This is a genomic window from Streptomyces sp. NPDC051452 (assembly GCF_044454765.1).
Lineage (GTDB): Bacteria > Actinomycetota > Actinomycetes > Streptomycetales > Streptomycetaceae > Streptomyces.
This window is the reverse complement of the sequence record NZ_JBITEB010000022.1, coordinates 121,458-133,814: the sequence shown is the minus strand read 5'-3', so window position 1 is coordinate 133,814 and position 12,357 is coordinate 121,458. Positions and strand designations below refer to the sequence as shown.

Sequence of the window (12,357 nt, the reverse complement as noted above, 5' to 3'; positions counted from 1 at the left end):
GACCCCGGAGGACCTACCTCCATCTCCTGCACAGCACCGCTTCCAGAAGCTCCTACATCGACGCCTCCTTCAGCGTTCGTGACACACGACCAGCAAAAACCCAGCTCACCAAGATCCCCGGCAAGACTCAGGGCAAGAAGAAGTAAGCGGGCCCGAATATGTCCCTACCTGAATGCCTGGCGTCGCTCAGCGCCAGCACCTCGCCGGGAGTCGGCACGCCAGGACATAGGCATCGGCCGTCCTCACGATGTCTTCGCCGTTCAGCCGCTGCGCTCCTCTGCGACGGTGATCGTCCGGCGCAGCAGCTCTCGGGCCGCCGCCAGGCTGGTGGCGCGACGGTCCAAGTCGTTGAGTTGGGCACGCAGTTGGTCGAGGACACCAGGGCACGGGCGCAAGGTGGTGTCGTCGGCAGTGCAGGGGAGGACCCGGCGAATGATGCGTGTGGGAAGGCCGGCGGCGAGCAGGGCGCGGATCTGGCGCACGGTTTCGACGGTTTCCTCGGCGTAGTCGCGATAGCCGTTCGCGCGTCGTTCCGACCGGATCAACTCGACGCGCTCGTAGTAACGCAGGAGGCGTTCGCCGACTCCCGTGCGGCGTGAGAGCTCCCCGATCAGCATGTCTGCTCTTCCACTTGACCTTCCAACGGTGTCAGGGTGCAACGCTGCTCGGGCCGGTCACATTCCGGGCCGGCCACCTCGCACAGGGAGACAATGATGATCATTGACGCGCACAGTCATGTCCACGACCCGGTTGAGGATCACATCGCGCTGCTGGACGACGCCGGAGTGGATCGCGCAGTCCTCTTCAGTACACGGCCGCACCCGGAACGGGCCACGAACCTGGAGATGTTGCGTCGCGAGATGGCTGTTCTGGATAAGGCGATCGGAGGCCGGGCGAACGGGGTCGAGGGGTACCGGACCGCGTGGCGAGAGCTGGATACGGTATTGGCCGCCTACCCTGACCGTTTCATCGGCTTCAGGAGTGTGCCGCTGGACCTGCCGGCAGATCGGATCGCCGAGATAATCGACCGGGAGGTGGTCGGGCACGGCCTGCGAGGAATCGGGGAATTGACACCACCTCCCGGACGGGCAGACCTCATCGAGCCGGTGTTGCGATCGGCGGCGGACCACGGCGGCCTGCCCGTGGTCGTTCACGGATTCGCACCGACCACGGCGGACGACCTGCGGACTCTGGCCCGTCTGGCGGCCGGGTATCCGACCGCGCCCCTGGTCATCAGCCAACTCGGGGGGCTGAACTGGATGGACGCGATCGAGTTGGTCCGGGATACCCCCAGCATGTTCCTGGAACTGTCGACGGCCCACCTGATCTTTGCCGTCCGGCTGGCCATCAAGGAGCTCCCGGACCGGACCCTCTTCGGCTCAGACGCCCCCTACGGAGACCCGGTCCTCACTCGCGCGACCGTCGAGCGCGTCACCACACCAGGTGAGGTACGGGACATGGTGCTGGGAGGGACGGCCGCCCGGCTCCTCCAGCTCACCTGAGGACTGTTCCGCACGAGGCAGCGCCACGTCGTCCAGAGCGCCGTCAGCCGTATCCCTCGGCACGGCGGTGGGTTGCTGTACAGCAGCGAAGTACAGCAACCACCGTGACCGCAGCCGACCGTCAGAAGCCGTCGATGGTCGGCTGACCAGCCCACCAGACCTCAATGACCACCCAGCCGAGAGTTCGGGACGAAGCGGTCGTGCCAGACAGATGCCGGCTCGTACGGGAACCGCTAGGAACGCCAGGGAGGCTGGAGTACCCGTTCGCTGCCAGGCTGCTTGGGTGACGGATCTGTGGAGCTCGGCGCCGTGCCCCCATAGGGGGCGTCGTCCGGTGACCGCACCGCCTGGGTCGTTCAGCAGGGCGATGCGGACGGTGATGCGTTTGCCGACGGGTTCCTGCTGTGCTTCGAAGCCTTGGGCGACGGCCATGACGATCTCCAGGCCGTGCTGGCCCACCCGGCCGGCGTCCGCGGCCCGGGCGATGGGCAGTACCGGGTCGGAGTCCCACACGACGACCTCGACCGTTTCACCGGCGATCCGCAGGTCCAGCAGCAGTGGTCCCGCAGCGTACTTGAGGGCGTTGGTGACCAGCTCGCTCACCACCAGCTGGGTCACGTCCACGGCGCGCTGGGAGACCGGCAGGCCGTGGTCGGCCTGGACACGGGTCAGGAATCCGGCGGCCAGGTGCCGTGCCTCGGCAATGACCGTGCCGGTCCCGTCCAAGGCCACTGTGGTCTGGATGGCCTGTTCCCCTGGCGTGGTGCCCTCCTCGCCCACAGGGGCTGATTCCATAACGGCCGCCTTCACTACCCCGTTCACACCCCGCGTCCTGCACCTCGTCGGCATCGACACCTTCCAGCAGACCCGTCGCCGGCTGCCGTCGGCTCTCCCGGCTACGCTCGCGTGGGAGCGCGCCCCGCAGCGCGTGGCTGCGGGGCGCCTAGTGGGGTTTAGTCGACTTCCTGCCCGTTGAACTTGCCGCCCTTGCAGGTCGGGAGATGGGCCGAGGACAAGTTCGACCGATCGACCGTTCCGCCGCCCTGCTCGCACTCACCGGGGGTGAGGCTGGCGGGGGCGGCGGTTGTGGCAGTGGCGGTTGTGGCGGTGGCGGTGGGGGCGCCTGCGAGGCCGACCCCGGCGAGGGCTGCCGTGGCGATGACGGCGGCGAGGACTCGTCGAATGCGCATTTGGTTCGCCTTTCACGGATTGCCTCGGTTGGGACACCACTCAGCTTGATGTTCATCCATGTGGGCGACACGTCATGGTAGGCCGTTCGGGTGACATTGCTGTCGGGTGCGGGGCCGGTGACGCGACCCGTCGGACAGGCCCTAGCGCTAGAGGTGCAGCGAGTGTCCAAACGCTCCGTTGGCCCGCGCTATCGGCTCAGGCACCGCCTTGCGCCGCTGTACGCCTCGTATCTGGAATGGCGTGTTAATGAGAGCTCATGAGAGCTCTGCGCACACGTGTCCGTGTTCGGCGTCACGTACCGGACGGCCGCTCGCACCTCAGGCGGCGGTACAGCAGCGCGGTACAGCAACCCAAGCAACCGGCAGCACCCCGCACTGGCGCATGCGCCTCACATCGCTGCCCGGTAGGCGCCACCAGGTCATGTCCTCCATGATCTGATCGATGACCCGGGCCGGGAGGTGGCAGGCAGGACTGGAGACACCATGATCGAGCAGGCGGGGTTCTACCGAGAACTCGGCGGAGCCGACGACGGAGCGGCGGCCCCCTCCCTCCGGGACGCCGCGCGCAGCACCGGCGAGCGGGACGAAGAACGACTGCTCGCCTACCTCGAAGCAAGCCACGAGATCTACACGGTCATGGGCGCCGAGCGCGACGTCATCGCCGACGACGTCTGGATCACCGGCGCCGGCTCCCTGATCACGGACGGCACCTACGTGTGGCCCACCGAACTCGCCTACTACGTACGGCGACACCACGTCGCTTTGCTCCCCGAGTTCGCCGCCCACATCCGGGCGAGGAACTACGTCAGCCCCCCGGTCCCCCGCGAACAGGCCCTGGCGATCTTCGAAGAGTGCCTCGGCGAGAATGCCAGAGCCACCGCGGCGGCCGACGCAGCCACGGCCAAGGGCTTCTTCATCTGGTATCGGACCGCCCTTACCCGCGCTTCCGCTCAGAACCTGATCGACCAGCTGGCGACCTCGGGGCTCTTCGTCCAACACCCGCTCACGGACAATCTCTTCGGCTTCCGCGACACGGTCCAGGGCAAGCGAGAGCCGCTGGTGGGCGGGGTCCACACCCTCCTCTCAGCGCTGACCTCGGACGAGTACCGAAATGTCGAGTTTCAGGGCTGGATGGGGCGCGACGAGTCCCTTGCCGTGACCGTGCAGTGCCTGGACGGCAATATCCAGAAGCTCGTCTTCCAGATCAGCGATATCCCTGCTCCTGACCGCGAGGACGCAGTCGCCGCCCTGGTTCGCACCCTCGACCAGGACTCGGACCACTGCCTCGGTTTCGTCATCGACCGCACCGGCGTCTCCGCGGCCGAGGACTGGGGCCGCATCCTGACGGGCGCCGGAGCACAGCCAACCGTGTGGCCCGACACCGTCGGCATCCTCCGGGACCGCGTTCGCAACCACCCTGAGCTGGCTAACAGCAAGTCGACTGCTTACGGCCCACTCGACGTCTTCCATCGCGCGTGACCCGTCGGCCCAAGCATGGCGAGTCACCCGCGGGTGTCTGGCCTCGTATCCTCCGCCAGTGCCTCACCGGGCACGATGTCGAAGGGCCCCGCTGCTTTGCAGCGGGATTTGCAGCGGGGCCCTTCGACATCTCTCGGCCCTCGTTGTCGTGAGGTTCAGTCGACCCGCTCGCCGTCGTGCGTGCCGCCCTTGCAGACGTTGTCCTTCAGATCGGCCATTCCGCCGCCCTGCCTGCACTCGGACGGGGTGACGTAGGAGTGGGCACCCTGTGCGGCGGCGGTGGCGGTGGCAGCGCCGGTGAGGCCGAGTCCGGCGAGGGCTGCCGTAGCGATGACGGCGGCGAGGATTCGTCGAGTGCGCATGTGGTTTCCCTTTCACGGATTGCCTCGGTTGGGGCACTCATCAGCTTGATCTTCACCCATGTGGGTGGCACGTCATGTTGCGCCATTCGGGTGAAAGCGCCGTCGGACGCGGGGTCGGTGACGCGACCCGTCGGACAGGCCTGTCGACCTGTGGAAAGGCGCCCTCCTGCTTGCCGTCTCCCCTGGACACCTCCCGACACTCCGCGGAGTGCATGGGCGGGCGGGCCGTTGTCCGGTTAGCGGGGGACCCGGATCCGTGTCGTCGTCGTCACCTGGTCCACGTCCGAGACGCGGACCGTCACCTTCATCGTCCAGGTGCCCGGGATCGGCAGGTCGAAGGAGTCGGCCGCCCAGTAGCCGCCGCGGTCGGTGATCCTCGTGTCCAGGGGGCCGAGGCGCCGGGCGGGCAGGGTGAGGGAGATCCGGAGTTCGGGGACCGCGGCCAGGCCGCCGTCGGGACCGTAGACGACCGCCTGGACGGAGTTCCGGCCGACCCGGCCCGGGTCCAGGGTGATCTGGACCTTGCCGCGGCCGCCCGGGGTGCCGACGTCGAACGGGACCGTGCTGACGGACGTCGCCGGGATGCCGGCCGTCGGCGCGCCGGAGTCCGCCGCCTCCAGGGCCACCCGGCCGGGCAGGGTGTTGGTCAGAAGCGTCGACAGGGCCAGGACCAGCACGCCCACGGCCGCTTCGGCCAGCACCGAGCGGCGCAGGAGGTGCAGGGCGGCCGCGGGGGGCGGCGCGGGCGGGGACGGTTCCGTGGGCAGTGGCGGGCCGGTGGCCGGCTCGGGCACGCGCGCGGGAGCCTTCCCCGCGGCCGCGCCCGCCCTCGCCAGCCGGTTCGTCCAGGTGCGCGAGCAGGCCGCGGCCAGCAGCAGCGCGCTCACCGCGGCCAGCTTGGCCAGCAGGGTACGGCCGTACGTCGTGTCCGTGAGCGCCTGCCAGGAACCCAGGCCCCGCCAGGACTGGTAGACGCCGGTCAGCACCAGGACCGTCACCGAGGTGAAGGCGAGCCGGGAGAAGCGGGTGAGGACCGTGACCGGCAGCGGTGCGGTGCGGTGCGGCATGCGCAGGAGGGCGGCCAGGCCGCCGAGCCACGCCGCCATGGCCAGCAGATGGAGGGTGGCCGAGACGATCGCCGACGGGACCTGGATGCCCGCCGAGGCGTGCTCGGCCGCCGCCCAGGTCAGGGCGAGGAGCACGGCGTGGACGGCGGCCGCCAGCAGGACGGCGCGGCGTCGGCGCGGTGCGCGGCGGTTCCGGGCGAGCACCAGGAGGACGGCGACCGGCAGCAGCGCCGTCAGCCGGACCAGCAGGAGTTCGCCGGTGCGGGTCGTCGCCGTGTGGCCGAGGGAGGACAAGGACAGGGCGTGCGCGGGGGAGGTGCCCTCCTCGTACGGGGCCCGCAACAGCAGGAGTGCCACCGTCGCGGCGAGCAGCGTGCCGACGGCGATCAGGGCGGGGGTGCGCAGCGGGCCCGGCGCGGGCGGACGGCAGTACGCCACGAACGCCCCCGCGCCCAGCAGCAGGGCCACGGAGAGGTAGGCGAGGTAGCGCGCGATGTTGTAGAGGGCCGCCGTGGCGGGGTTCTCGGTGCGGTCCGGCACCGAAGCCGCCGCGGTCGCCGTGCGCTTGCCGACCGAGAAGGTGAGCGCGCCGGACACCGGGTGGCTGTCGGCGGACACGACCCGCCAGGCGACCGTGTAGGTGCCCTGGGCCTGCTTGGCGGGGAGGGCGACGCGGGCGGTGTCCGAGCGGCCGGGGGCGTGGTCGGCGGGGCCCGTGCGGATGCGGTGGTTGCCGGGGTCGTAGATCCGGAAGGAATCGGTGAGCAGGCCGACCGATTCGGTGAAGGTGAGGGTGATGTGCCGGGGCGCCGTCCGCAGGACGGTTCCGTCGGCGGGGTCGGCCCCGCGCAGGGCGGCGTGCGCGGAGGCGGGGGCCGCAACGCCCAGCACCATCAGCAGGAGGCCCGCGCAGACCAGCGTCAGCCGCTTCGGCCACGGGCCACCGGCGCGCGGCGCCGGCCGCATCGGCCACGGGTTACCGGCGCGCGGCGTGTGCCGTCGTGGCGAGCGGTCCGCGTGGGGTGGCGTGCGCCGCCGCCCTGACCATCGGTGTCCGTCGCGCAACCCCGCCGCTCCCGTCGTCACCCGCCACCGCCGCCCGTCCCGCCGTACCCGTCCGGGCCTCCGCGCGCTTCCGGGAGGCCGAACCCCCTCTACGTACGCGCGGTCCCGGCGTTTCGCTCACCACGTCGGGCGGGCCGTTACTCCGCCGTCCACCACCAGGTCGTGACCGCTGATCCAGGAGGCCAGCGGCGAGGCGAGGAACACGCAGGCGTCGGCCACGTCCTCGGGGCGGCCGAGGCGGCCGGTGGGGGCGGCGGCGAGCCAGCGGCGTACGCCGTCCGGCCAGGCCCGCTCCAGCCCCTCCCGCTGGATGAGGCCGGGCGAGACCGTGTTGACGCGGATGCCGTCCGGGCCGTACTCCAGGGCCGCCGCGCGGGCGTGCGCGACCACCGCCGCCTTGGCGGCGCCGTAGTGGGCGTGCCCCGGCGCGGGGTGGCCGGCCTCGATGGAGGCGATGTGGGTGATGGTGCCGCCCCCGTGTGCGCGCATGTGCGCGGCGGCGGCCTGGGTGCAGGCGAAGACGCTGGTGAGGTCGGTGTCGACCACCGAGCGCCATGCGGCCGCCGTCATCCCGGGCAGGGGTTGGACGGGTTGGACGGCCGCGTTGTTGACGAGGGTGGTGAGCCGGCCGCCGGACCAGTCGGTCGTCTCGCCGATCAGGCGGTGGCAGGCGTCCTCGTCGGCCAGGTCCGCCCGCAGGACGACCGCCTCGCCGCCCAGGTCCCTGATCCGCGCGGCGGTCTCCCCGGCGGCGGCGAACGCGGTGCGGCAGTGCAGGGCCACCGCCGCGCCCTCCTCGGCGAAGCGCAGGGCGATGGCCCGGCCGATACCGCCGCCCGCGCCGGTCACCAGCGCCGTCCGTCCGTCGAGCAGGCTCATGGCCGGCACAGTTCCCTGATCAGGGCGGCCCGGGACGGGTAACGCGCCGAGAGGTCGTCGGCGTCGCCGTGTTCGTAGTCCGCGTAGGTGAATCCGGGTGCCATCGTGCAGCCGAAGAACGTCCACGCACCGCCCGGGGCCACCCGCGCGCCCATCCAGGTGTGGGCCGGCACGGTCAGCTGGAGGTGCTGGCCGTGCCGTGGGGCGGGGCCGAGGACGGCGGTACGGGTGGTGCCGTCGGGGGCCAGGAGCAGCAGGTGGAGCGGATCGCCCAGGTAGTGGTGCCACACCTCGTCGGTGGGCAGGCGGTGCAGCGCGGAGTAGTCGTCGGCGGTGAGCAGTACGACGATGGCGGAGCCCTCGGGCCGGCCGTCCGGCCGTTCGGGGCCCGCCCAGGTGCGCCGGAACAGGCCGCCCTCGCGCGGGAGGGGTTCCAGCCCGTAATGGGCGATCAGCTCCCGCGCCGTCGTCCCGTGGTCCTCGCCGAACCCCTGAGAGGATCCCCGAGATCCCGGAGATCCCCGAGATCCCGGCTCTTCGGTCGCTTCAGGCTCTTCAGGCGTCGATGCGTCGGGCCTTGTCACCCGGGAAGGCTACCTCCAGGTCCAGGAAGGCCAGTTGGGCCCGCTTCGGCGGCAGGTGGACGTCGGGGAGGTCCACCTCGGGCAGGACGACGACCGGCCCGCACCGGAAGCCCTGCCGTTCGAAACGGGCGATCGCCTTGACGTTGTCGACGTCCGGGTCGACCACGATCCGGCGCCGCCCCAGCGCCACCCGTGTGTACCTGACGATCGCCGTCAGCAGGTCGGCCGTCCAGCCCGGGCGGCGGCCCCCGTCGCCCGCTGGGGCGAGGAGCAGATGGACGCCGAGGTCGCCGGGGCGTACCTCGTAGCACTCGCCCACCCGGTCGGCGGCGGGTTCGTACGTCTGCAGCAGGGCGGCCGGCTCGCCGTTGCGGGTGACCAGGTGGGCGTGGTGGGTGTCGAGCGTGGCCAAGTGGACGTACACCTCGGACACCTGATCCCGGGTGAGGCCGTTCATCCCCCAGAAGACGGCGCGTTCCTCGCTCACCCATGTGTGGATCAGGCCGGCGTCCGCCTCCGGGTCCAGGGGCCGCACGCGGACGGTGCCGTAACCGGGGACACGCTCTTCGTACAGGTCGGTCATCGGACTTCCTCGGTGCGTTCCAGCAGGGTCCAGTCGGTGACGACGGGGACCAGTTCCCCCGCGAGCCACAGCGGGAGTTGGTCGTGGTGGTGCGGGGCGTCCGGGACGCCGTCGGCGCCGAAGGGCACCACCCAGCGGCTGCGGGAGCGGTCGGCCAGGTCCCAGACGTAGCGGGCGGCCGGACCGCGGGCGGCGCGGTCGGTGAGACCGGGGACGGCCGAGGTGCACAGCACGCAGTCGTGGTCGCCGCCCAGACCGGGAGCGGCGTACGACGGGCCCGGCTCGTCCGGCAGGGCCCGCCAGGCGGCCAGTCGATGGGTGTCGGACTAGGTGCCGGCGGGCGGTTCGGCGGCCGTTTCCTCCAGGGCCGCGCGGACGATCGCCGGGCGGTCGATGCCGTACAGCTCCTCGGCGCGCAGCAGGTGTTCGAGGGCGTAGGCGATGCGCGGGACGAGGGCCAGCCACGGCCGCAGCACATCCGGGTAGGCCGGGGTCCGGGCGAGCGGGGCGAACGCCGGGTGGGCGGCGAGGTGGCGTACGACGGCGCCGCGCACCGCCGCGTAGGCGGCCGCGCCGGTGCTGTCGGCGTCCATGCGGCGGTCCCAGGCGAACAGGTGGTCGCGCAGGGCGCTCGCCTCGGGGCCGAGTCCGTCGAGGGCCGCGAGGTGGTCCAGGAGGGGGCCGGCGGAGCCGAGGTGGGTGTCGGTGTGGATCGCGGCCATGTCGTCGGCGGTCCAGGTGGGGCGCGTGTCGAGGAGGGCGCGGATGCGGGTGGCACGGTGCGGCGCGGCGAACTCCGCGCCCAGGGGGGCCGCCGGGCCGCGCTGGTTGGCCATGACCGCGATCCCGTCGGTCAGGCCGGCGTACGGGGTCGCGTGCGTGCCGTCCCATTCGTGGCCGGGTTCCCAGGCGGGGACGGGACGCAGGCGGTTGGCCCGCGCGCGCACCGGTACGCGGCCGGCGACGCGGTGCAGCAGGCCGCCCTCGGTGTCGGCGGCCTGGACGACGTTCACCGGCTCGGCCCAGGCGTCGAGGGCTCGGTCGACGTCGGCGACGGTATGGGCGCGCAGGAGGGGGAGCAGCGCGCCGAAGCCCAGGTCCCCGGTGACGCGCGGCGGGTAGCGCAGGGCGAGGGCCTCGGCGAAGCCCGGCTCCGGTCCCCCGGGTCCGCCGGCGATCACCGGGCCGCGGTCCGTCTCGATGATCTCGATCTCGGCGGCCGGCTCCCCCGCCACCTCCACGGTCTCGGTGTGGCGCGTGGCGCGCCGCCAGGTGCCGTCCGGGCCGAGGGCCTCGACGCCGGTGCCGGTGCGGCGCAACCGCTCCCGGTAGAGGTCCTGGTAGTCGGCCATGGCGTTGGTGATGGCCCAGGCGACCGTGCCGGTGTGGCCGAAGTGGGCGAGGCCGGGGATCCCGGGCACGGCGATGCCGACGACGTCGAACTCGGGGCAGGCCAGGCGGATCTGCTGGTAGACACCCGGGTCCTCGATGAAGCGGTGCGGATCGCCCGCGATGAGGGCCTGGCCGGTGTCGGTGCGGTCGCCGGAGACGAGCCAGCCGTTGCTGCCGGCGGTGCCGGGACCGTCGGTGGCGAACAGGCCCACGGCGTCGGGGCCGAGGTGCCGTATCACCTGCTCGCGCCAGAGCTTGGCGGGGAAGCCGGCGAAGAGGATGTGGGTGGCGAGCCAGACGCCGAGCGGCGTCCAGGGCTGCCAGCGGCCGGGGGTGAGGCCGGCGCGGGCGAACTCGGGGGCGCGGCGGGCGCCGGCGGGCAGGCCGGCGTTGACTCCGTCGACGTACGCGCGGACCCAGTCGGCCGTCTCGGGGTCCCGGTGTTCGAGGGCGGCGAAGCAGCGACGGGCGGTGTCGTCGAGGCGGGCCTGGCGGGCCAGGACGTCCCAGGAGAGTTCGCCGGCACCGAGGAAGGCGGCGGAGGTGCCCTGCGCGCGGTGGCGCTCCACCTCCAGTTGCCAGGCCCGGTCGTGGGCGGTCACCCGGCCCTGGGCGTGGGCGAGTTCGCGGGCGCCGGACGCGCGCAGATGGGGGACGCCCCAGGCGTCTCGGTAGGTCTCGGTGGTCACCCGGGGAATCCCCTCGACTGATTTAGGTAAGCCTTGCCTAAGTGTATGTGCGGGAATGGTACGCGACCCGGGAGCGGCCATGGGCCAGGGACGGGGTCGGGAGGGCGCGGGGGCGGCAGGGCGCGGGGTCGGGAGGGCGCGCGGGGTGGGTGGGGGCGCAGGGTGAGTGGGGGCGCGGGATCATCTACGTATGGACGTCACCCTGCATCTCGCCCAGGACCCCGAGGCCGACGCGCTGCTCGGGCGCTCCCCGCTGGCCGCACTGGTGGGGATGCTGCTCGACCAGCAGGTGCCGATGGAATGGGCGTTCAAGGGGCCCCGGACCATCGCGGACCGGCTCGGCGCCGAGGACCTGGACGCGCACGAGATCGCCGCGATGGACCCCGAGGCCTTCGCCGCGCTGCTCTCCGTGAAACCCGCCGTACACCGCTACCCGGGATCGATGGCCAAGCGCGTCCAGCAACTGTGCCGGTACCTCGTCGAGACTTACGACGGTGACGCGGAGGCCGTCTGGCGGGGCGTCGGCAGCGGCGCCGAGCTGCTGAAGCGGCTGGAGGACCTGCCCGGGTTCGGCAAGCAGAAGGCACAGATCTTCCTCGCGCTGCTCGGCAAACGGCTCGGCGTCACACCCGAGGGCTGGCGGGAGGCGGCGGGCGCGTACGGGGAGGCGAGGTCCTTCCGGTCCGTCGCCGACATCACCGGGCCCGAGTCGCTGGCCAGGGTGCGGGCCCACAAGCAGGAGACGAAGGCGGCGGCGAAGGCCGCCAAGGCCGCGGGCGGATAGCGGACGCGTGCCCCGGGTGGCCCACCCGGGTGGCGCGGCCACGCGCCGCGATCCCAGCATGGACCATGACCGAGGCACCCAACCACGGCCCCGGATGGGACCGCGAGTTCGACGACCGGCACGTCCACAAGGAGCCGCCCACGCGTCCGGCGCCACACGCCGAGCGGCGGCCATGAGCCCGAGCAGCCGCTCGAAGGCCCCCTGCACGCCCTCTCCCAGGCCGCCTGGCAGGTCGTACTGGTCACCGGGATCGCCTCGCTGATCCTCGGGGTCCTGGTACTGATCTGGCCCGGCGCCTCCCTCCTGACGGCCGGTGTCCTGTTCGGCCTCTATCTCGTGATCAGCGGCGTCTTCCAGCTGGCGTCCGCGTTCGGCACGCACCGCGCGACCTCGCTGCGCGTGCTGGCCTTCATCAGCGGCGCCCTGTCGATCGTGCTGGGCCTGTTCTGCTTCCGCGGGCCCATGCAGTCGATCCTGCTGCTCGCCCTGTGGATCGGCATCGGCTGGCTGATCCGCGGGATCACCCAGACGCTGGCCGCGATCCACGACTCCCGGATGCCCGCCCGGGGCTGGCAGGTCTTCCTCGGGATCGTCACCTTCATCGCCGGCATCGTGCTCATCGACTCGCCCTTCCGGTCCGTGGCGGTGCTGACCCTCGTCAGCGGCATCTGGCTGGTCGCGGTGGGCGTCGTGGAGATCGTCACCGCGATCCGCATCCGCGGCCGCGCCAAGCAGGTACCGCGGACGGTGTGAACCCCGGCCGCACCGCACCGCGCCGGAC

10 protein-coding genes and 3 pseudogenes are annotated in these 12,357 nt (G+C 72.1%); 4 read left to right on the top strand and 9 right to left on the bottom strand.

Features of this window, described 5'->3' with window-relative positions; genetic code table 11:
• Positions 1 to 260: 260 nt before the first annotated feature.
• Positions 261 to 617, bottom strand: coding sequence for a MerR family transcriptional regulator (locus tag ACIBA9_RS35205; RefSeq protein ID WP_399369440.1), 357 nt, complete (start codon positions 615 to 617; stop codon positions 261 to 263).
• Positions 618 to 710: 93 nt separating this feature from the next.
• Between ACIBA9_RS35205 and ACIBA9_RS35200 the strand changes: the two genes are divergently transcribed.
• The gene (locus tag ACIBA9_RS35200; protein WP_399369438.1) at positions 711 to 1,502 is read left to right on the top strand and encodes an amidohydrolase family protein; all 792 of its coding nucleotides are present in this window, start codon (positions 711 to 713) and stop codon (positions 1,500 to 1,502) included.
• A 321-nt stretch (positions 1,503 to 1,823) separates the two neighbouring features.
• Here ACIBA9_RS35200 and ACIBA9_RS35195 read toward each other — a convergent pair.
• Both ACIBA9_RS35195 and ACIBA9_RS35190 read right to left on the bottom strand, forming a co-directional pair.
• Positions 1,824 to 2,297 (bottom strand): annotated as a pseudogene (locus tag ACIBA9_RS35195) (ATP-binding protein); the annotation flags it as partial.
• A gap of 158 nt (positions 2,298 to 2,455) precedes the next feature.
• Positions 2,456 to 2,692, bottom strand: a complete 237-nt coding sequence (locus tag ACIBA9_RS35190; protein ID WP_399369436.1) for a hypothetical protein — start codon at positions 2,690 to 2,692, stop codon at positions 2,456 to 2,458.
• Between the two features lie 483 nt (positions 2,693 to 3,175).
• Between ACIBA9_RS35190 and ACIBA9_RS35185 the strand changes: the two genes are divergently transcribed.
• Positions 3,176 to 4,171, top strand: a complete 996-nt coding sequence (locus ACIBA9_RS35185; RefSeq protein ID WP_399369434.1) for a hypothetical protein — start codon at positions 3,176 to 3,178, stop codon at positions 4,169 to 4,171.
• A 155-nt stretch (positions 4,172 to 4,326) separates the two neighbouring features.
• Here the strand turns inward: ACIBA9_RS35185 and ACIBA9_RS35180 are convergent, their stop codons facing one another.
• The 6 genes and pseudogenes from ACIBA9_RS35180 to ACIBA9_RS35155 form a co-directional block, all read right to left on the bottom strand.
• A complete protein-coding gene (locus ACIBA9_RS35180) occupies positions 4,327 to 4,533 on the bottom strand; it encodes a hypothetical protein (RefSeq protein ID WP_399369432.1) in 207 nt (68 codons plus the stop codon).
• 236 nt (positions 4,534 to 4,769) lie between these two features.
• Entirely contained in the window at positions 4,770 to 6,566 is a 1,797-nt protein-coding gene (locus tag ACIBA9_RS35175; protein ID WP_399369430.1) for a copper resistance protein CopC, read from the bottom strand.
• A 216-nt stretch (positions 6,567 to 6,782) separates the two neighbouring features.
• Positions 6,783 to 7,544 (bottom strand): SDR family NAD(P)-dependent oxidoreductase, encoded by a 762-nt coding sequence (locus ACIBA9_RS35170; protein ID WP_393900472.1) that lies wholly within the window; start codon positions 7,542 to 7,544, stop codon positions 6,783 to 6,785.
• Positions 7,541 to 7,999, bottom strand: a complete 459-nt coding sequence (locus ACIBA9_RS35165) for a cupin domain-containing protein (protein WP_399369455.1) — start codon at positions 7,997 to 7,999, stop codon at positions 7,541 to 7,543. The genes ACIBA9_RS35170 and ACIBA9_RS35165 overlap by 4 nt, the downstream gene beginning before the upstream one ends.
• A gap of 100 nt (positions 8,000 to 8,099) precedes the next feature.
• On the bottom strand, positions 8,100 to 8,711 hold the full coding sequence (locus ACIBA9_RS35160) for a GNAT family N-acetyltransferase (protein WP_399369428.1): 612 nt from the start codon (positions 8,709 to 8,711) through the stop codon (positions 8,100 to 8,102).
• Positions 8,708 to 10,792: pseudogene (locus tag ACIBA9_RS35155) on the bottom strand (penicillin acylase family protein). Before ACIBA9_RS35155 ends, ACIBA9_RS35160 begins: the two are co-directional and overlap by 4 nt.
• Positions 10,793 to 10,982: 190 nt before the next feature.
• Here ACIBA9_RS35155 and ACIBA9_RS35150 point away from each other — a divergent pair.
• Both ACIBA9_RS35150 and ACIBA9_RS35145 read left to right on the top strand, forming a co-directional pair.
• Entirely contained in the window at positions 10,983 to 11,576 is a 594-nt protein-coding gene (locus ACIBA9_RS35150) for an HhH-GPD-type base excision DNA repair protein (RefSeq protein WP_399369426.1), read from the top strand.
• A gap of 65 nt (positions 11,577 to 11,641) precedes the next feature.
• Positions 11,642 to 12,329: pseudogene (locus tag ACIBA9_RS35145) on the top strand (HdeD family acid-resistance protein).
• Positions 12,330 to 12,357 lie beyond the last annotated feature (28 nt).

Bases quoted from the DNA above. Each gene is read 5' to 3' on its own strand.
- ACIBA9_RS35185 (WP_399369434.1), top strand. From the start codon at position 3,176: ATGATCGAGCAGGCGGGGTTCTACCGAGAACTCGGCGGAGCCGACGAC.
- ACIBA9_RS35150 (WP_399369426.1), top strand. From the start codon at position 10,983: ATGGACGTCACCCTGCATCTCGCCCAGGACCCCGAGGCCGACGCGCTG.
- ACIBA9_RS35170 (WP_393900472.1), bottom strand. From the start codon at position 7,544: ATGAGCCTGCTCGACGGACGGACGGCGCTGGTGACCGGCGCGGGCGGC.
- ACIBA9_RS35205 (WP_399369440.1), bottom strand. From the start codon at position 617: ATGCTGATCGGGGAGCTCTCACGCCGCACGGGAGTCGGCGAACGCCTC.
- ACIBA9_RS35190 (WP_399369436.1), bottom strand. From the start codon at position 2,692: ATGCGCATTCGACGAGTCCTCGCCGCCGTCATCGCCACGGCAGCCCTC.
- ACIBA9_RS35180 (WP_399369432.1), bottom strand. From the start codon at position 4,533: ATGCGCACTCGACGAATCCTCGCCGCCGTCATCGCTACGGCAGCCCTC.
- ACIBA9_RS35160 (WP_399369428.1), bottom strand. From the start codon at position 8,711: ATGACCGACCTGTACGAAGAGCGTGTCCCCGGTTACGGCACCGTCCGC.
- ACIBA9_RS35175 (WP_399369430.1), bottom strand. From the start codon at position 6,566: ATGCGGCCGGCGCCGCGCGCCGGTGGCCCGTGGCCGAAGCGGCTGACG.
- ACIBA9_RS35200 (WP_399369438.1), top strand. From the start codon at position 711: ATGATGATCATTGACGCGCACAGTCATGTCCACGACCCGGTTGAGGAT.